19 protein-coding genes and 1 pseudogene are annotated in these 18,823 nt (G+C 70.1%); 13 read left to right on the forward strand and 7 right to left on the reverse strand.

The genetic code is table 11. The features are described 5' to 3' along the window. Positions 1 to 135: 135 nt before the first annotated feature. The 10 genes and pseudogenes from ACZ6MZ_RS33695 (at position 136) to ACZ6MZ_RS33740 (ending at position 5,277) form a co-directional block, all read left to right on the forward strand. A complete protein-coding gene (locus tag ACZ6MZ_RS33695) occupies positions 136 to 426 on the forward strand; it encodes a hypothetical protein (RefSeq protein ID WP_469356364.1) in 291 nt (96 codons plus the stop codon). Further along, the gene (locus ACZ6MZ_RS33700) at positions 427 to 591 is read left to right on the forward strand and encodes a hypothetical protein (RefSeq protein WP_469356366.1); all 165 of its coding nucleotides are present in this window, start codon (positions 427 to 429) and stop codon (positions 589 to 591) included. A gap of 352 nt (positions 592 to 943) precedes the next feature. Continuing rightward, complete coding sequence (locus tag ACZ6MZ_RS33705) at positions 944 to 1,504, forward strand: hypothetical protein (RefSeq protein WP_469356368.1); 561 nt, start codon at positions 944 to 946, stop codon at positions 1,502 to 1,504. A 718-nt stretch (positions 1,505 to 2,222) separates the two neighbouring features. Continuing rightward, positions 2,223 to 2,303, forward strand: a pseudogene (locus ACZ6MZ_RS33710) (helix-turn-helix domain-containing protein); the annotation flags it as partial. Continuing rightward, the gene (locus ACZ6MZ_RS33715) at positions 2,304 to 2,450 is read left to right on the forward strand and encodes a hypothetical protein (RefSeq protein WP_469356429.1); all 147 of its coding nucleotides are present in this window, start codon (positions 2,304 to 2,306) and stop codon (positions 2,448 to 2,450) included. A 137-nt stretch (positions 2,451 to 2,587) separates the two neighbouring features. Continuing rightward, positions 2,588 to 2,752: a hypothetical protein gene (locus ACZ6MZ_RS33720; protein ID WP_469356370.1), complete on the forward strand. Its 165-nt coding sequence runs from the start codon at positions 2,588 to 2,590 to the stop codon at positions 2,750 to 2,752. A 69-nt stretch (positions 2,753 to 2,821) separates the two neighbouring features. Next, on the forward strand, positions 2,822 to 3,172 hold the full coding sequence (locus tag ACZ6MZ_RS33725) for a hypothetical protein (protein WP_469356372.1): 351 nt from the start codon (positions 2,822 to 2,824) through the stop codon (positions 3,170 to 3,172). A gap of 143 nt (positions 3,173 to 3,315) precedes the next feature. After that, complete coding sequence (locus tag ACZ6MZ_RS33730; protein WP_469356374.1) at positions 3,316 to 3,666, forward strand: hypothetical protein; 351 nt, start codon at positions 3,316 to 3,318, stop codon at positions 3,664 to 3,666. Beyond that, positions 3,659 to 3,946 (forward strand): DUF7848 domain-containing protein, encoded by a 288-nt coding sequence (locus ACZ6MZ_RS33735; RefSeq protein WP_469356376.1) that lies wholly within the window; start codon positions 3,659 to 3,661, stop codon positions 3,944 to 3,946. The genes ACZ6MZ_RS33730 and ACZ6MZ_RS33735 overlap by 8 nt, the downstream gene beginning before the upstream one ends. 458 nt (positions 3,947 to 4,404) lie before the next feature. After that, positions 4,405 to 5,277: a hypothetical protein gene (locus ACZ6MZ_RS33740; RefSeq protein WP_469356378.1), complete on the forward strand. Its 873-nt coding sequence runs from the start codon at positions 4,405 to 4,407 to the stop codon at positions 5,275 to 5,277. Positions 5,278 to 5,352: 75 nt separating this feature from the next. Here ACZ6MZ_RS33740 and ACZ6MZ_RS33745 read toward each other — a convergent pair whose 3' ends face one another. Genes ACZ6MZ_RS33745 through ACZ6MZ_RS33770 form a run of 6 tightly spaced genes read right to left on the reverse strand, consistent with a single transcriptional unit; the run spans position 5,353 to position 14,183 of the window. After that, positions 5,353 to 8,472, reverse strand: coding sequence for a ThuA domain-containing protein (locus tag ACZ6MZ_RS33745; RefSeq protein WP_469356380.1), 3,120 nt, complete (start codon positions 8,470 to 8,472; stop codon positions 5,353 to 5,355). A gap of 46 nt (positions 8,473 to 8,518) precedes the next feature. Then, entirely contained in the window at positions 8,519 to 9,385 is an 867-nt protein-coding gene (locus ACZ6MZ_RS33750) for a sugar phosphate isomerase/epimerase family protein (RefSeq protein ID WP_469356382.1), read from the reverse strand. Positions 9,386 to 9,416: 31 nt separating this feature from the next. Next, positions 9,417 to 10,658 (reverse strand): substrate-binding domain-containing protein, encoded by a 1,242-nt coding sequence (locus ACZ6MZ_RS33755; RefSeq protein WP_469356384.1) that lies wholly within the window; start codon positions 10,656 to 10,658, stop codon positions 9,417 to 9,419. Further along, positions 10,655 to 11,659, reverse strand: coding sequence for an ABC transporter permease (locus ACZ6MZ_RS33760; protein ID WP_469356386.1), 1,005 nt, complete (start codon positions 11,657 to 11,659; stop codon positions 10,655 to 10,657). The genes ACZ6MZ_RS33755 and ACZ6MZ_RS33760 overlap by 4 nt, the downstream gene beginning before the upstream one ends. 20 nt (positions 11,660 to 11,679) lie before the next feature. Continuing rightward, positions 11,680 to 12,696, reverse strand: coding sequence for an ABC transporter permease (locus ACZ6MZ_RS33765; RefSeq protein ID WP_469356388.1), 1,017 nt, complete (start codon positions 12,694 to 12,696; stop codon positions 11,680 to 11,682). Next, positions 12,693 to 14,183, reverse strand: coding sequence for a sugar ABC transporter ATP-binding protein (locus ACZ6MZ_RS33770; protein WP_469356390.1), 1,491 nt, complete (start codon positions 14,181 to 14,183; stop codon positions 12,693 to 12,695). Before ACZ6MZ_RS33770 ends, ACZ6MZ_RS33765 begins: the two co-directional genes overlap by 4 nt. A 165-nt stretch (positions 14,184 to 14,348) precedes the next feature. Here ACZ6MZ_RS33770 and ACZ6MZ_RS33775 point away from each other — a divergent pair, with 165 nt between their 5' ends. Continuing rightward, the gene (locus ACZ6MZ_RS33775) at positions 14,349 to 15,548 is read left to right on the forward strand and encodes an ROK family transcriptional regulator (protein WP_469356392.1); all 1,200 of its coding nucleotides are present in this window, start codon (positions 14,349 to 14,351) and stop codon (positions 15,546 to 15,548) included. A 217-nt stretch (positions 15,549 to 15,765) separates the two neighbouring features. Here the strand turns inward: ACZ6MZ_RS33775 and ACZ6MZ_RS33780 are convergent, their stop codons facing one another. Then, a complete protein-coding gene (locus tag ACZ6MZ_RS33780) occupies positions 15,766 to 17,205 on the reverse strand; it encodes an MFS transporter (protein WP_469356394.1) in 1,440 nt (479 codons plus the stop codon). Positions 17,206 to 17,362: 157 nt separating this feature from the next. Between ACZ6MZ_RS33780 and ACZ6MZ_RS33785 the strand changes: the two genes are divergently transcribed. Next, complete coding sequence (locus ACZ6MZ_RS33785; RefSeq protein ID WP_469356396.1) at positions 17,363 to 17,896, forward strand: MarR family winged helix-turn-helix transcriptional regulator; 534 nt, start codon at positions 17,363 to 17,365, stop codon at positions 17,894 to 17,896. A 107-nt stretch (positions 17,897 to 18,003) separates the two neighbouring features. After that, entirely contained in the window at positions 18,004 to 18,708 is a 705-nt protein-coding gene (locus tag ACZ6MZ_RS33790) for a response regulator transcription factor (protein WP_469356426.1), read from the forward strand. Positions 18,709 to 18,823 lie beyond the last annotated feature (115 nt).

Below are 18,823 nucleotides of genomic sequence, written 5' to 3' on the forward strand. Positions count from 1 at the left end.
TTCCGTGCTGGAGCAACTGGGCTACATGACGGATTCCCTCACCTCACGCGATGTCGCTGACCTGCGGCGTTTCCTGATCCTGGTCGCCGATCCCCGCGATGTGCGAGGACTGCGGTATCCGGCGGTCGCATTGCTGTGCGCCGCCGTCTCGGCGGTGCTGACCGGAGCCCGCTCGCTCATCGCGATCGCGAGTGGATCACGGATGCCTCGCAGCATGCGCTGGGTGTCCTCGACTTCGCGGCCGATCCATTCACCGGTCTGCGACCGGTGCCGCACGCGGCAACGGTGCGGCGACTGCTGCAGCGCGTGGACGGCGATGCACTGGACGCGGCGATCGGCGCGTTTCTGCAGGCCAGAACGCCACCCCCGGCCGAGCCAGAGCCGAAGGCGGGGCCGGTGCGGCGGGTGATCGCGGTCGACGGCTAGGTGGTACGCGGTTCGCGGACCAAGACTGCCACGGCGATCCAGCTGCTGGCAGCGATGGGCCACCACGGCGTGGTCCTGGCCCAGCGGCAGGTCGCCTCCAAGAGCAACGAGATCCCCTCCTTCGCACCCCTGCTGGACGACTGGATCTACAGAACTCGGTCGTGACCACCGATGCCCTGCTCGCCCAGCATGATCACGGGGCCTATCTGATCGGCTGCGGCGCTCACTACGTGGCTATCGTGAAGAGGAACCATCCTGGCCTGTACGCCCAGGTCAGGAAGCTGCCCTGGCGGGACATCCCGCTCGGGCACCGCACCCGCGACCACGCCCACCACCGCGACGAGATCCGCCGGCTCAAAGTCGCCGCGTTCAGCCACCTGGACTCGGACCTGGGACGACGCATGATCGAGCGATGCCGCCGGGCGAGGTGCCCTTCGGCTGGGTGGCCGCCGACAGCGCGTAGGGCCAGGACCGCAGACTCCGCGCCGCCCTCGAGCGCCGCCGGATCGCCTACGTCATGGCCGTCCCCGTCGACGAGACCGTGCACACCCACGGCACAGGAAACCTGCGCGTCGACGCGTTCGCCGCCGCCGTCCCGCTTCTCTTCGAACGCCGCTCGTGCGGAGCGGGTGCCAAGGGGCTGCGCTCCTACGACTGGGCACTGGCCGAAGTGACCTGGCCCGGCGGCCCCGAGGGCGGACCCCGCCGCGGCTACGTACACCTGCTGCTGGTGCGGCGTTCGATCACCGACCCCGCCCAGATCGCCTACTTTGCCGTCCATGCCAAGGCCGGCACCCCGATCGGAGAGATCGTCCGCGTGATGGGGCTGCACTGGAGCATCGAAGATTGTTTCGAGACCGGGAAGTCCGACTGCGGTCTCGACCACTACGAGGTCCGTACCGGGGACGCCTGGCACCGTCATATCACCCTGTCCATGGCCGTCCTTGCCTTCCTGACCATCACCGACACCCGCTCCCGCGACCTCGAAGAACCCGACGGGGAAGCCGGGCTGCCCGCATCAACAGATCCGGCCGGAATACCTCAAAAGGGGGATCAACGGGGATCGTTGAAAAGCTGATCCGCTACACCGCCGAGGAGATCCGCCGCCTCCTCAACTGTCTCCGCTGGGCCACCGCTCCCCTCCCATCGAAGATCGTGATCACCCAGTCGCACTGGCGCCGCACCCACCAGACCCGTGCGCAACGCTGCCACTACGCCACCCGCGACAAACGAGATCGCGAGACACGGCTGTAGTGTCGGCGAGACTCTTCGTGTCTCTTGACGGCAGTAGTTGACGGCAACGTCAGCGGACGGGTGCTGCACAAAGCGGCGGGTCGTCGCCGTCGTCGGCTCGGGTGGCGGGCTCGAGGGGTCACGGAGGGCGTTGCCGAGGAGGACGATGGCGTCGCGCTGGAGGCGGAGCCGGACGTGGGCGTACACCGTCGCGGTCACGCCGATGTGGGTTGTCCGGTCCCGGAGGCGTACCAGGGTTCCCCGAGGCCGCCAAGGCCGGGGCGCGAGCGTCACGGGTTGAGCCTCGGCGGCCCCCGGGGAACCCTGGTACGGCGAAACTGCCCGACCGACGAGGGATCCCTCCCACTCAGGCCCGGATGCTGCCGGAGCCCGGCAAGGCGATGGTGTGTGCCGCGTCGGGGCGGGTGATCGCTCCGGGGTGGGTATCTGCTGGATAGCCACCGGTTGATGCGCCCGTCCGGCGTACCGTGGCGCTGGACGTGGTAAACGGGATGACTACGGAACTGGCTGACAACGTCGGCATGTATCGGCGCCGATCTGGGATGAGTCAGGAGGAACTGGCCCAAGCGGCAGGCGTGTCACCGGGCACTGTACGCAAGGTCGAGCAGGGTGGCACCGTCCGCATGGAGAGCTTGCATATCCTCGCCCGCGCCCTGGGCGTCACCACCGCGACGCTCCTGGCACCGGACGCCCCTGAGCCGGTCGGCCGCGCGGAGGACGCGAACCGGGTCAACCTGGTCCAGCTCCGTGCCGCCCTGACCCGCCCGTAGGCATCGCCGACGACCTGGCCGGCGAGGGGGTCGAGGAGGAATCGAACCTGTGCCGCTTCCGCCGGGCCGTGCAGGACGGGGCGGCGCTGTACCATTCCGACAACTACAAGAACGTCGCCTCCCAACTACTCGCACTCTTGCGGGACGCCAACAGCGCGGTTGCCTACTTCGACAGCGGTGAAGAGTACCGCCAGGCGGTCCTGGCCCGCGCCGAGGCCGAACAGCTCGCCGCCCGGACCGCCGATGTGATCGAGCCGAGGCTGTCCCGGGCGACCCCGGATGAATGTGCGGCATGGGGCTAGCTGGCCCTGCGACCCGCAGCTGCCGCAGGCTGCAACAACCGCCCCCAAGAGGCCCGCCAGTACTACCGCGTGGCGAACACGGCGGCAGCCGCCGTGGGACGGGAACACACCGGATCGTTCTTCCGGCACTGGACCACCGTCGGACCGCTGACCGTTGGTATGAAGGACGTGGAAGACGCCATGATCCTGGGCGACGCCCGCACCGTCGTCCGTAAGTCCAGCCAGGACGCCATGTCACCCAAGAACACCGGACGGGCCAGCGACGACAACTGGAACCGCCACGGCATGGACGTCGCCCGCGCCCATGCCCGCACCGGCGACCTCACAGCGGCGATGGACGAGCTGGCGGGAGTACGCCGAGCATCCCCCCAATGGCTGCGGCACCAGCGGATGGCCGCCTACCTGGGAGTCGTCGGATAGCTACCACGCAGCGTGGCACTTCGCGCACGATCCGTGCCCAACTGGGCTGTTGTGTACACGGAGTGACGGTTGGTCAGGCATCTACGGTCTCCGTATCCCTATCAGCGACCCAGGCCGGGGGTGCACGGTGAACCTGCCCAGGAGTGACGCGGACCGCATGGCGCAGGCAGTTGTACGACGCGTCCTCGGGAATAACAGGCCCCCGGCTGCTCCCGTGGGCCATGCCCGAGGGGAAACCCGGCTACCTCAGCACCGACGCCACGGGCTACCTCTCCAGCCTCGCCGACAGCATCGAAACCGTACAGCTGGACATGGGCGAGGAACTGCTGACATACGCCCAAGACATCCTCGTCCCCGGCGCGAAGACGGTCTCGGGCACCGAATGCCGCTGGCTGGCCTGCCGACTGACCGAAGCCCTCACCGACGCCCTCCGGGTCGCCGACTCACGTGGCCGGCGCGTCCCCGACCCGAACGAGGCGGCCGACGATGCCTGACCCAGCGACCACCGAAGCACCCGACCGGGGCGTTACGCGTGGACACTTCCGGTTCCGCGAGTACCAAGTGACCACCGTCGCCGACCCCATGGCGCCGCCCGTCTACGAGGCACTCTGCGTCACCGGCGAAGAACACAACTGCGGCACTGAATCCGGCACCCTCCACACCCTGGACGAACTGACCCGCTGGATCGCCAGGAACTGCGCCCAGACCGGCCATCAGCAGTGCGAGCAGACCGTCCGCGCCAGACTCCGCGCCGAGCCTGGCGCTTGGCAGTAAAGGTTCCTGCGCCGACACCGCGCCAGCGGCAGCAGGACCGGGCTCCTGAGGGTAGTAGCGACGGCGACAACCACGGATTCCCCCGCACGGCTCCGCAGGGCGGGCGCGTGCCAGGCCAGAAGAGCGGTGCAGCCGTCGAGCAGAACCACTTTAGGGGCGAAAGTGCTCATTCCGCTCCGGTTCGGCCGTTCCGGTGCTTTTCGCGCGGATCCTTTGGCGCCCTACGGCTGCTCCCCCGCCGGTACGCGGCCGTCGGCCGTGGTGCGTACGCGGCGGGGCTGAGGCTGGAAGACCTCGCACGCCGGTCGGCGGTGTGACGGCGGGCAGACCAGGTGGACCCCTGGCGGGGAGGAATCCCTGTCGCGGAACCCGGCCCGGGGGCGGCACGTCACAGGGGCGGCACGGTCTTCACCTTCGCCGTACAACCGCCACTTGTCACATCAGTCCTGGGGGGACTCATGCGTACGAAACCCGCGCGCGCCGTCAATCTGCTCGCCCTGCTCGTCCTGTTCATCGCCGGGACCGGCGCCGTCGCCGGCTGCGACAGCGACAAGGACCGGGAGGCCCGCGCCCGGCAGGTCGCCGACGCTTGGGACGGCTCTCGGGCCGCCGAGGTGTGGGGCCAGGGCTACTACCCGATGGGGGACGCGGTCCAGCTGCCCGAGAACGCCTTCCGCAACGACGCCGACAAGCGCGCCTACACAACTCAGAACTTCGTCCTGCGCGGCGAACTTCCCGCCACCCCGCGGAAGGACGGGCAGGTGAAGTGGGCGAGCGGAGGCTCGCTCGCGTTGCCGCTGATGGGGGCGGAGAAGGCGTACGACAGCGTGGCCCGCGGCGGCAACGACGGGCCGCATCTCACCGTGACCGGGGCGAAGCTGGGCGAGATGACCGTGGCCACCAGCCGTGGCCCGGCGACCGTCCCGGCCTGGCTGTTCACCCTGGACGGTTACGACACCCCGCTCAAGCGGGTCGCCCTCAGCCCGTCGACGGCCCCCAAGTCGCCGGTCAAGCCGGCCGGGAAGCTGCCCACCGACGAGCTGGCGCCGCTCGGCGGGCTGGTCGAGGTGGCCGGGGACGGCCGGTCCGTCACCGTGGTCGCCACGCACGGATCCTGTGACGACGGCCCCGCCGTGGACGTGCTGGAGACGGGCGGCAGCGTGGTGCTGTCCGCGTCCGTGGTCGGGACGAAGGACGGTCCCTGCACCTCCGACATGCGTGCCGAGGAGGTGACGGTGAAGCTTGACCGGCCGGTCGGCGACCGTGTCCTCCTGGACGCGTTCACCGGCCGGCCGGTGCCGTACGAGGAGCGGAAAGGATCAGCCGGGTGACCGACACCCAGGACGTGCGCCGCGCGCCCGGTGAGTGCGCCGGGCGCGCGGCGCGTGCGGTACGGCTGACAGCCCTTAGGAGCTGATGAATCCGACCGCGTCCACGTCGAACGAATTGTCCTGCGGGGACGTGAAGACCAGATACAGCCGGTGGGTGCCCGCGAGCGCCTCGACCGGGACGGACGGGGTGGACCGGTAGGTGTCCCAGCCACCGGTGTTGGGGACGGGGGTGGTGGCGAGGAGCGGGCCGTCGGGTGCGTCCGCCCGGAGTTCGATCGCGCCGACGCCGTACGGGGACGACAGCGTGTAGCTGACGCCGCCGATGCCCTCGACGCTCATCGGGTCGAAGGCGATCCAGTCGCCGTCGCTGACGTCGCCGATGCGCTCGCCGTTCTCGGCGCCGGCCTGCGCGACCACACGCGTGCCGGACTGCGCGTCGTAGTACTCGGCCTGCTTGTGCTCGGGCTGCAGGACGGCGCGGCCGTAGCCGGTGAGAGCGGAGGTTCCCGTGGCGCCCCCGTCCGTGTACTTCGCGTTGAGTACGTACGTGAGGTCCGCGCCCTCGGGGTGACCGCCCAGATCGCCGGTGTCGACGGTGCCTTCGCAGCCCGGGAGGTCGGTGGTCGGGTGCTCGTGGTCGTCGTGGCCGAGGGCCGGGTTGACGGTGACCTTGGAGCAGTCGACCGGCCCGTCCTCCGGATCGGTGACCGTGACCTTGTAGGGAATCGTGTCGCCGAACGTGATGAGCTTGCCGTTGACCGGGAAGTCGATGGTCACCTTCGGCGCGGTGTTGCCCGCGGTGACCGGGATGTTGGCGTAGCCCGACTTGCCGGTGGAGTCGGTGACCTCGAGCTGGGCGGTGAAGTCCCCCGCGGTGGTGTACGTGTGGGTGGGGGCCGCCTCGGTGGAGTCGTACGTGCCGTCGCCGTCGAAGTCCCAGGCGTAGGACAGCGCGTCGCCGTCCGGGTCCGTGCTGCCCGCGCTGGAGAAGGCGACTTCGAGTGGCAGGGGCCCGTTCGTGGCGGAGGCCGTGGCCTTGGCGACCGGGATGCGCTGCCCCTGGGCGTAGTCGACGCGGTACAGGCCCGAGTCGTTGTTGCCGCCGCCAAAGGAGCTGCCCCATTCGAGGACGTACAGCGAGCCGTCGGGGCCGAAGGTCATGTCCATCGGTTTGTTGAACCGCACCGAGGACAGGAAGTCGTTGATCTTGAGGAGCTTCGAGTCCGTGTCGAACCGGACCTCTTTGACGTAGTTGCGCGCCCACTCGTAGAAGAAGCCGGCTCCCTCGAAGTAGGCGGGGAACTTCGTGGTGGAGGGGTTCTCGCTGTCGTAGCGGTAGACCGGGCCGCTCATCGGGGCTGAGCCGCCGGAGCCCATCTCGGGGAACTCCTCGGAGGTGTCGTACCCGTACCAGATCTCCGGCTGTGTGAGGGCCGGCAGGTCGGTGAGCCCGCTGTTGTTGGGGGAGGGGTTCGTCGGGTTCGCGCAGTCGAACTTGGCGCCGACTTCCTTGGTGTCCGGGTTGTACGGGGCGTACGCCTGGTTGTTACCGTGGCAGAACGGCCAGCCGAAGTTGCCCGGCTTCTTGATGACGTTGTACTCGACGAGGCCCTCCGGCCCCCTGTCGGTGGCGGGGGCTCCGCGGTCGGGGCCGTAGTCGGAGACGTGGACGTATCCGGTCTTCGGGTCGACGGTGAAGCGGAACGGGTTGCGGAAGCCCATCGCGTAGATCTCGGGGCGGGTCTTCTCGGTGCCCGGCGTGAAGAGGTTGCCCTCGGGGATGGTGTAGCCGCCGTCCGTGGTGGGCTTGATGCGCAGGATCTTGCCGCGCAGGTCGTTGGTGTTGCCCGCGGTACGTGCGGCGTCGAGCATCTCCTTGCCCGCACGCCAGTCGATCGGCGCGTAGCCCTGCCAGTCGGGGTCGAGGTTGGGCGGTACGTCGTCGCCGACCCCGAGATAGAGGGTGCCGTCCGGGCCGAACTCGACGGCGCCGCCGGTGTGTCCGGGTTCGGGGAAGGTGCGGTCCCGGTAGGCGGGGACGTCAAGGAGCTTCTTCTCGCTGGCCGGGTCGAGTGTGCCGCCGTTGATGGTGAAGCGGGAGAGACGGTTGACGTCGTTCGTGGCTCCGGCGGGGGAGTGGTACAGGTAGATCCAGCCGTTCGTGCCGAAGTCCGGGTCCAGCTCCATACCGATCAGGCCGTCCTCGCCGCCGGTGTAGACGTCGAGCTTGCCCGCGGTGACGGTGGAGTGGGCCTCCGGGTCGAAGATCTTCACTTCGCCGCTGCGCTGGACGTAGTAGACGCGGCCGTCCTTGGCGACGTCGAGTTCCATCGGGTCGGCGGTGTTGTCGTCGAGGGTGACCTTCTCGTAGCCGCTCCAGACGGTGCCGCCGCAGTCGCCCGGCTCGTTGCCCGCAGCCCACTTCAGTCCGCCGATGACATGGTCCCGGAAGAACGCCTCGCTGTAGGCCGGGGTGTCATGCCCCATCGCGGTGGCCCAGACCTTGCCGCCCTGGGTGCTGCGGCACCAGGAGATGGGGTGGTCGGCGCCCATCGCGGAGCCGCCCGGGTTGTACGTCGTCTCGTCCGCGGTGACCAGGACGTGCACATCGCCGCGGGGATTGCGGTCGAAGTTGTACCACTCCTCCGGGCGCTCCCAGCGCTCGGGCAGGCCCTTGGTGGAGGGGTGGACGCGGTCGGCGACCTTGGCTGTCCCCTGAAGCACGCCGGGTGAGTGGGCCGGCATGTGGACGCCGCCGTTGATGGTCTCGTCCCACCACGGGAACTGTTCCTCGACGCCCATGTCGAGGGTGTTGTGGAGGGCGACGACGCCCTTCCCACTGCGTACGTACGTCTCCATCGCCTCGCGCTGCGCGTCGGTGTCCCAGACCATGCCGGAGTTCTGCAGCATGACGACGGCGTCGAAGTCTTTCAGCGTCTCGTCGTCGAAGACGGCCGGGTCGGCGCTCTGGACGATCTCGAAGTTGTTCTCGGCCGCCTCTTCCTCGAACATCTTGATGCCCGCGGGGATGGAATCGTGGACGTAACCCACGGCGCGGGTGAAGAGCAGGGCACGGAAGGCGGGTTCGGCACTGGCGGCGGTGGCGGCGCCGGCGGGAAGCGCGGCGAGCCCGAGCAGTAACGCGCTCGCCGAGGCGACGACCGCCCTTCTTATACCGCGAGCATGACGGCTCATTACCGGTCCTCTCTGGGGGGAGTTCGGTGCGCGGGTGCGGTACCGATCAGGGGGTGTCGAGAGCCTGGCGGAGGAAGGCGAGGCCCTCGGTGGCGATCCCGTCCTGAGTGGGGGCGAGGGGGCGCCAGACGGACGCGGCGACGGCGATCGTGTTGTTGTGCGCGGTGAACGACTCGATGCACAGGGCGCCCCGGTAGCCGCTCCCGTCCAGCGCGGTGAGAAACCCGGCCCAGTCGAGATGGTCGGCGCCGGGAGTGCCACGGTCGTTGGCACACACCTGGACGTGGACGATGCGGGAGCCGGCCTCGCGGACGGCACCGGGCAGACCGCGCTCCTCGATGTTCTGGTGGTAGGTGTCGAGGGCGACCCCGATGACCGAGGCGTCGAGGCCCTCCAGGGCCGTGAGGGTCTGGCCTACGGTGTTGAGCAGACCGGTCTCGTACCGGTTGAGCGGCTCGACCCCGATCCGTACCCCCGCGGCGCGCGCGTGGTCGACCACGGGCGCGATGTTCTCCCTGAACTCCGCGCAGTCGGTGGCTCGTTCCGCGGCGGTCATACGCCAGGTGCGTCCGACAGCCGTGTACACCGGGCCGGCGACGACGGGGGCCGCCACCGCGTGGGCCGCGTCGACGCACCGCAGGAGATAGTCCTGCGTGGCCCGCACGGTGCCCGGCTCTGTCCGTACGAGATTCCGGTCGGGCGGCATGACCGCGATCACGGCCGCCGGGGCGAGCCCGGTCGCCTCCAGCACCCTGGCGGTGGCCGCAGGATCCCAGTCCCCGGTCTGCTCCAGCGGCAGTTCCACGCAGTCGAAACCCCAGCCGGCCAGCTTCGGAAGGACCTCGGCCAGGGCGGCGCCGTCGACGGGGGAGTGCCAGATCCACGGATTGGCGCCGAGCGGGAAGCGTGTCATCCCTCGCCTCCCGGGCCGTGCGGGAACCGCGTCATCCCTTGCCTCCCCAGTCCTCGGGGAACCCGGGCAGATCCGCGCAGCCGCACATCGCGTAGTGCAGGGGCGGCATGCCCGGCCTGAGGTACTCGTCGAGGTTGTCCTCGGTGACGGAGGGCTGCGGGAGCTTCCACTCCTTGGGGACCTGCTGCCCCTGGAGGATCCTCAGAGCGGCTATGACCGGGGTGCGCCACTGGAAGGTCGGGTACGTCGGGGCGATGGCGGTGAGCTTCTTCTCCTTCCACGCCTGCAGGAAGTCCTGCTGGTCCTCACCGGTGAGGGGCGGTACGTCCTGACCCGCGTCCTCGAACGCCTCCACCGCGGCCACGGCGGTCGCGCCGGAGTCCATCCACACGCCGTCGAGGCTGCCGTGCCGGGTCAGCGCGTCGGTGACGACCGACTTGGTCTTGGCCGGGTCACCGTCGGTGAACTTCACGTCGACGACATCGAGTCCGCTCTTGTCGAAGGCGACCGCCGCAGCCGACCAACGGGTTTCGAGCACGTCCACACCGGGCGAGATGCGCAGGGCGAGGATCTTGCCCCCGGGCTTGACCTTCTCGACGAGGAAGTCCGCGGCGACCGCCCCGTATCCGTAGCCTCCGACCGGGTTGATGAACGTCACCGCGCAGTCCGTCTCCACCCCGCGGTCGAAGACGATGACCGGCACCTCGACGCAGGCCTGCTCGACGGCGGGGGTGAGCGTGGCGGTGGTGTTCGGGGAGACGATCAGGGCGTCGCAGCCCTTGCCGGTGAGCTCCTGTATGTCGGAGATCTGCTTGTCGTCCTTGCCCTGGGCGTCGAGGACGGTGAACTCGGTGATCTCCTTGTGCAGTCCGACCTCCGCCTTCATGTTCTTCAGGCCGACCTGGCGCCAGGGGTTGAAGACACCGGCGTTGGAGAAGCAGAGGTGGACACCGCCGGCCTTCTCCTTCTTGTACCGCGTGGTGTCGGTGAGCTCGGGGCTGAGCATCTGTTCCCACGGCTTGCCCGCGGGGCCCTGCGGCTGCTCCTTCGCGAGGGCCAACTGACGCTCGTACTCGCCCTGTTCGAAGAACTTGGACTGCTTGCCGGTGCCCGTCCCGTCCCCCGTCGCCGAGGCGCTGCCGGGGGCGCCCGGCGAGTCCGGTGGCGTGTCGCTCGTACAGGACGCGAGGAGACCCGCCGCGAGCAGGGCGGCGGCCGAGGTGAGAGCGCGGCCGCGGAGCGGGCTTCTGCGCAGGGGGCGGATCGCTGTCATAAGGGTTGTCCTCCCGAGGGGTTGGTACGTCGGCGGCGCAGCCGGGACCAGTCGGCGGCTCCCAGCCCGACGGCGGCAATGACGATGCATCCTTGGACGGTGGACTCCAGCGCGCCGGAGACGCCCTGGAGGTTGAGCAGGGTGAACAGCGCCTGCAGCGAGAAGGCGCCGGCCATGGCGGCGACGACGGAGCCCCGCCCGCCGCCGAGCACCACGCCGCCGAGGACCACGGCCGTGATGGCCTCGAACTCGTAGCCCCTGCCCGCCTGGGCGGAGACGCCCGAGAAGCCGCCGACCAGGACGGCGGCGAGCGCCGCGGCGGTCCCGGAGAGGATGAAGGCGATGGTCCGGGCCCGGGCGACCCGCACCCCGGCGAGGGCCGCGGCGCGTTCGCTGTCGCCGGTGGCGACGAGCGTACGGCCGAAGTCCGAGCGCATCAGCAGTACGGCGGCGGCGCCGGCGACGAGGCAGACGATCACTGCGGACGGCAGCCAGCCGAACGCGGCGCCGCGCCCGAGCTGGCGGAAGGCGGCCGGCAGGGCGCCCTGCGGGGAGCCGCCGGTCCAGAAGAAGACCGCGCCTTCGAGGATCAGCATCATGCCGAGGGTGGTGATGAACGACGGCACCCGCAGGGCCGTGGTGATGAGCCCGTTGACGAGTCCGGCCACCCCGCCCGCGACGAGCAGCACGGCGGTGACGAGCGGCCAGGGGGCGTCGGGGAACGAGCCGTACAGCTCGGCGGCGACCACGACACCCGCGGTCACGATCGCCCCTACGGAAAGGTCGAACTCGCCGCAGACGATGACCAGATACTGGCCGGCGGCGAGGATCACCAGGGGCGCGGCGCGTTTGACGAAGGAGAGGAAGCGGTCGGGTTCGTAGAATCCCGGATCGGTGAGGGCCAGCGCGGCGAGCAGCACGGCGAGCAGGACATACACGGGGGCGCCGGTGCCCAGCGCCCGTACAACGCGCTTGCCGCGGGTGACGGTTGCCGTGGTCATACGGTCGCCCTTCCCTTCGGTCATGCGGTCGGCCTCGCCTTCGCGGCACGGCGGGGCCTGGCGTAGACGGCGACGGCCGCGATGATGACGACCCCGCGGACCACGTTCTTGAAGAACGGGTCGACGGCGAGCTGGTTGAAGACGCTGTCCAGGACGGCGAGGACCAGGACACCGCCGAGCGTCCCCGCCACTCCGCCGCGGCCGCCGGCCAGCGCGGTGCCACCGAGGACCACGGCGGCGATCGACTCGAGGTCGTAGCGGGCCTCCGTACCCGCCCAGGGCGCTCCCGCGCCGAGGCGTGCCGCGAGGAAGAGCGCGGCCGCACCGACGCACAGGGAGCAGATGATGTGCGCGATGACGACGGTACGGCGGGTGCGGACGCCCGAGAGCCTGGCGGCGTGTTCGTCGCCGCCGGTCGCGTACATGTGATGGCCCAGGCGGGTACGGCGGGTGAGGAACCACACCGCGCCGGCCACCGCCGCGAGGAGGAACACCGAGACGGGGACCGGGCCGATACGGTCGTAGCCGAGGTGCTGGAAGGAGGCCGGTACCTTCCCGGCGGGGCCGGTGTAGTTGTCCTCGATCCAGCCGCGCAGGATGAACGCCGTCCCCAGCGTCGCGATGAACGCGTTGACCTTCAGGCCGGTGACGACCAGTCCGTTGGCGAGCCCGACCGCGGCCGACAGCGCGAGGACGGCGATCACGGCCGTCACGACGCCGCCGCTCGCCATGGTCTCGGCGGCGACGAGTGTGCCGAGGCTGATGAGGTAGGCGACCGACAGGTCCAGGGAGCCGGTGAGGATGACGGCTGACTGGCCGACGGCGACGAGGCCGAGCGCGACACTGTTCTGCAGGATCGTGACCACGTTGGTGGCGGTGAGGAACTCCCCGCCACGGGCGGCGACCACGATCCAGCCGAGGACGGTGACGGTCAGCGCCGCGAGCCAGACACCGACGACGGGGTCGCCGAGCCGGACCCCGTGGAGGCGGACGCGGGTTCGGGGCGGCGCGAGCGGCGGGGGTCCGGTCGCGGTCACGCGGCGGCCTCCCGGCCGCCCCGGCGGCCGCTGGTGGCGAGTCGCATGATGCTCTCCTCCTGCACGCCGGCGGGTAATTCGCCCACGAGGCGGCCCTCGGACATCACGAGGAGCCGGTCGCTCATGCCGATCAGCTCGGGCAGTTCCGAGGAGATGATCAGTACGGCGAGTCCTTCACGGGCGAGTTCACGTACGAGGGTGTGGATGGCGGCCTTGGCGCCGACGTCGACGCCGCGGGTCGGCTCGTCGAACAGGAGTACGCGGGGCCGGGCCGCGAGCCACTTGGCGATGACGACCTTCTGCTGGTTGCCGCCCGAGAGATACAGCGCCTGCTGGTCCTCGCCGCGCGCCTGGAGGCGTACGCGATCGAGGAGCGCCGTGATCTCCCTGCCCGTCGGCGGTCCGCCGCGCGGGGAGACGGCCCGGGTGACGAGCAGCGTGTTGTCCCGTACGGACTGGTGCAGCGCGAGGCCCTCCGTCTTGCGGTCCTCGGTGACCAGCGCGATGCCGGCGCGGATGGCGGTGCGCGGGCGGCGGGGCCGCAGCGGCCTGCCGCCGACGGTCATGCCGCCCGTGGTGAAGGGGGCCGCACCGAACAGGGCACGCGCGAGGGACGTCCGCCCGGATCCCTGGAGTCCTGCCACGCCGACGACCTCTCCCGCCCGCAGGGTCAGGTCGATGTCACGGATGCGGGCATTGCCGCCGCCGGTGACCGTGAGCCGCTCCGCTCCGATCTCCTCCGGGCGGGCGCGCGGCGGGTAGTAGGCGGTCAGCTCCCGGCCGACCATGCCCCGGACCACCTGGTCGGCGTCGGTTTCAGCGGTGCGCAGGGTGCTGACGCGGCGGCCGTCCTTGAGGACGGTGATGCGCTGCGAGAGGTCGAAGACCTCCGGCAGGCGGTGGGAGATGTAGAGAATTCCGAGGCCGCGCGCGGTGAGCCGGCGCACGAGCGCCGCGAGGAGTTCGCTCTCATGGCCGGCCAGGGGCGCGGTGGGTTCGTCCATGACGAGGACCCGGACGTCGGAGGCGAGAGCCTTGGCGATCTCGACGGTCTGCTGCCGCGCCACGGAGAGGTCCCTGACCAGGGTGCGCGGGGTGATGCCGGTCTCGTCGATCCCGTCCAGGAGTTCACCGGTGCGGCGCTCCATGGCTGTGCGGTTCACGAGTCCGTGGCGGACCGGTTCACGGCCGAGGAAGACGTTCTCGGCGACCGTGCGGTGGGGAAGGAGCGCGAACTCCTGGTGGATGATGCCGATTCCGGCGGCCTGAGCCTGCGCCGGGTGGGTGAAGGCGTGCGCTGTGCCGTCGAGCGTGATGGTGCCGGAATCGGGGACGTACTCGCCGGCGAGGATCTTCATCAGGGTGGACTTGCCGGCGCCGTTCTCGCCCACCAGGGCATGGACTTCGCCCCGTTCGAGGTCGAGCCCCACGTCGTGGAGCACCCGCACCCCCAGGAAGCTCTTGGACACGCCTTGCATCGTCAGCATCGGCCAACTCCTCGGTCAGCGGTCTGCAGTGCAGAGTCGTGACTGGCCTTTGACCTGTCAAGGGTCCAAGAGGGCACGTATATAAGGGAGTTGACGGTAACTTGCGTCGACCGGCGAACTTAGAACGCCTTGTGAGCAGCGAAAGTCGTACCTAGGGTGACTGTCATGTCTGCGCCGTCGGATCACAGCGGTTCCGCCACCCACTCGCCGGGCGAGGTGCTGGCGCTGATCAGTTCAGGAGCGGTGACGACGCGCGCGGACATCGCGCGGATCACCGGACTGGCCCGCTCCACGGTCTCCCAGCGGGTGGACGCCCTGATCGCGCACGGCCTGGTCGACGAATCGGCTCCCGCCCCCGGCGACTCGACCGGAGGCCGCCCGCCGCGCCGGCTCCAACTGCGCACCGCCGAGCACCTGGTGGCCGGCGTCGACCTCGGCGCCTCGCACTGCGCGGTGGCGCTGACGGACATCGGGGGAGCGGTGCTGGCCGCGCACAAGGAGCCGCTGTCGATCGCGGACGGCCCGGAATCGGTCCTGCGCCGGGTGGAGCGGGCACTGCAGGCGTTGCTGAAGGAGACGGGACGGGATCCACGGACGCTGCGTTCGATCGGGGTCGGGGTGCCGGGACCTGTCGAGTTCTCGACCGGCCGCCCCATCGATCCGCCGATCATGCCGGGCTGGCACCAGTATCCGATCCCGGACTTCTTCGCCTCGCGCTTCGGGGTGCGGGCGCTGGTCGACAACGACGTGAACGTGATGGCGCTGGCCGAGCAGCGTCGGGCGTTTCCCGACACCCGCTACCTCCTCTACATCAAGGTCGGTACGGGCATCGGCTGCGGCATCGTGGCCGACGGCCGGCTCCACCGCGGCGCTCAGGGCAGCGCCGGCGACATCGGACACATCCAGGTCGGGGACCAGGCGGAGTCGTGCCGGTGCGGCAACACCGGCTGTCTGGAGGCGGTGGCGGGCGGCGCGGCGCTCGCGGCGAAACTGGCCGGTCTGGGGCTGGACGCGGCCTCGGGCAGCGATGTGGTGCGGCTGGTGGCCTCCGGCAACCGGGACGCCGTACGGATGGTGCGTGAGGCGGGCCGCGCGGTCGGCGAGGTCCTGGCGGGACTGGTGAACTTCTTCAATCCGGACACGGTGGTGCTCGGTGGCGCCCTGGCCGCCGTGCACGACCAACTCCTGGCCGGGGTACGGGAGGCGGTGTACCGGCGCTCGCATCCGCTGGCCACCCGGGTGCTGCGGATCGAGCCGAGCCGTACGGGCGAGAACGCCGCGGTCATCGGGGCGGGGATTCTCGCGACCGAGCACGCCCTGTCACCCTCCCAGGTGGACCGCCGGCTGGCGCGGGCGACGGCCTGATCCGGTCAAGAGGCCGGAGGCGACCGCCCTGCGACGGGCAGGCGCGGTGGGTCCTCGGGGGCCCGGCGGAGATCTCGGAAGACCTGCCGCCGGGCCCGGGACCGCGCCGTACCCCGTCCCCACGGGTCTGGCGCGGCGGGGCCGGTCTCCGCTCTCGGCGGCCCCGGTCTGCGTGGGCCGCGGCGGTCGGTGCCGGGGCCTCGGTGCGGGAACGCGGTCAGCCGGACGTGCGGTACCTGAGGCCGTGCGAGGCGGCGGTGACCGCGCCCAGGACCGCGGTGATGCCGGCGATGACGAAGCAGAGCACGTAGGCGTCCACCGTCGGTACGGACGTGTTCTGAATGACGTTGGCGGTGAGGATGGACGCCGTCGCCGCGCTGGCCACGCTGCCGCCGACGGTGCGGACGAGGGAGTTGATACCGCTGGCGATTCCGCTCTGCTCCATCGGAACGTGTTGTACGGCGAGGGTGCCCAGCGCCGCGTACGCGATGCCGAAGCCGACGCCCTGGATGGCGCTGAAGATCATGACGTCCGCGGCGCTGCCGTGGTTGAGAGCCAGCCAGACATAGCTGAGTCCGCCGATGGACGAGCCGATGGCCAGGGTCCACGCCGCGCCGAGCCGGGCCTCGAACCGTCCGGCCAGCGCGGAGAAAAGAAGCATGGTCACCGTGCTGGGCAGCATGTACAGGCCGACGTCCAGCACCGAGCCGCTCAGCCCGTAGCCGACCTTGTCCTCAGGCGTCTGGATGAAGTTGGAGACGAGGGTGAAGCCGGCGAACATCGCGAAGCCGAGCAGCAGGGAGGCCACGTTCGCCTGGAGCGACTTGGGCCCCACCAGCAGGCCCATCCGGACCAGCGGGTCGCGGGAGCGCAGCTGAAGGAAGACCCAGAGCGGGAGCAGGACGGCGATTCCTACGAAAAGGCCGATGATCCGTGTGTCGGTCCAGCCCCACGCGTTGCCCTGACTGATGGCCAGCAGCAGCATGACCAGCCAGGCGGCCAGGGTGGCGGCGCCGAGCAGGTCGGGCCTGCCGCCGGTGCGCTTGCCCGCCTCCGTGGTGAACATGACGACGAACACCAGGCCGATCCCGGCCATCACGGCGGAGATCCAGAACACCGGGTGGTGGCTGTCGGTGTTGTCGGCGACGACGCCGGTGACGAGCATGCCGAAGGCGCCGCCCACGCCCAGGGTGGCACTGACGACACCGATCGCCGAGGTGACCTTCTCGCGCGGGAAGGTGTCCCGGATCATGCCGATGGCCAGCGGGATCACCGCCGCGGCCGCGCCCTGGAGCGCGCGGCCCGCGATCATCATGCTGAGTGAGTCGGAGAGCGCGCAGACCACCGAGCCGACGATGAGCAACGCCATCGTCAGTGTGATCATCTTTTTCTTGCCGTACATGTCGCCGAACCGGGACAGCAGCGGGGTGGCGACCGCTCCGGCCAGCAGTGTCGCGGTGAACACCCAGGCGACCGAGGACACCGATGTGTCGAAGGTCTGCATCAGCCGGGGCAGCAGCGGCAGGACGAGCGTCTGCTGGAGGGATACGACCAGTCCGGCAACGCCCAGGGCGACCAGCGTGAGGCCCGGTCTGGGCGTCGCCGTGGGCGAACCGGTCGCGCCCCGCTCGGCCACCGTGGTGGTGGTGTCTGTCATGAGAGAACTCCTGCGGTGCTGGAAGAGAGGTCCGGCCGGTCCCGAGCGCGGCGGGACGGTGATTTGCTTGAGTCAGGCAAGCATGTGCGAGTTAATTGAGTCAATCAAGTGAATGTAAAATTGCTTGACTTACGCAAGTAGATGTTAAGGTGCATACATGCCCACCCCACCGCCGGCGGTTACCCCGGGTTCGACCGACGTGATCGAGATCGAGCGGGCGCTGAGCCGCATCGCCTATCTGTCCAGCCGCGTCCGGCAGCACGACCGCCTCATGACCCAGGCCGGAGTGTCACTGGACCGTGCGGCCGTGGCGTTGCTGCGGCGGATCGCCGATTCCGAACCCCTGCGCCCCAGTGCGCTGGCGGCCCGGTTGGCCGTCGAGGCGTCCCATGTCACCCGGCAGGTGCAGCAGCTGGAGCGGTCGGGGTACGTGACCCGCGTCCCGGACCCGGACGACCGCCGCGCGCAGCGCATCGAGCTCACCCCGGCCGGGCAGGAGGTGGTCGACCGCATCCGCGAGGCGAGCTACCAGGGAATGCGGGCGGCCCTGGCGGCCTGGTCGCCGCAGGACCTCCAGCAACTCGCCACCCTGTTCCATCGGATGGTCGACGACTTCCTCGGCTACGCCGAAGCCGAGGCCGGCGCCGCCCAGGAACAGGAAGAGGACGCCCAGCCGCGGCGCCCCGCCTGACACCCACGGCTCCGGGTGCCCGAGGTCTCGGCTCTGCCGTGCGGACGTGAAGTGTGAGCCTTACGCGACGTGGTCCTTCGATGTACGGGATGTGCGAGGTGTACGAGATGCGCGGGAGCATCGGCGAGAAACCGTCGGCGGTTCGTGGGGCCGGGCAGCACGTCCTGCTCGTCGTCGGGGACCAGGGAATCGCCGAACTGCTCTCGACCACCATGGAGCTGGCGGGTTATCGGGTCGGAACGGCGCGCACCGGTACGGAGGGCCTTGCGCGGATCGCGGGACACCGCTTCGACCTGGTGGTCCTCGACGCGACGCTGCCGGACCTGAACGCTCTCGCCCGCGGGCGCCGCCCCGACGCCGACCGCCCGCCGGTGCTCTTCCTGACCGTGTGCGAGTACCTGGACCACCTCGTTCCCGAACTGGGGCCCGGCCAGGAGGACTACGTCACCATGCCGTTCCGGATCGCCGAGGTCCTGGCCAGGGCGAAGGTGTTATTGCGCGGCCGTGGCCGCGGCCCGGTGCGGCGGGGGCCGTACTACGGCGACCTCGTCCTGAACGACGACATCTGCCAGGCGTGGCGCGGGCCGCGGGCGCTCGATCTCACTCCCGCGGAGTACCGGCTGCTGCGTCATCTGCTGGTCAACGCGGACCAAGTCCTCTCGAAGGAACAGATCTGCCGCCACGTCTGGGGCGACGGCCGCGCCGACAACGCCATCGAGAAGCTCGTCTCCCGCCTCCGGCGCAAGGTCGACCGCAAGGAACCGCCGCTGATCCATACCCGCAGGGGTTTCGGCTACCGGCTCGGCCGCTGACCGGTCCGGCCGCCGACCGGCCCGCGCGTTGGTGGACCTGGGTATCACCGACGCCGTATCGCGCGTGTGATCGTCGTCACGTCAGCTTGTTGTCAGGTATCCGGCCGGATGGTGT

The sequence above is a fragment of the Streptomyces sp. NPDC042201 genome, from assembly GCF_055582185.1.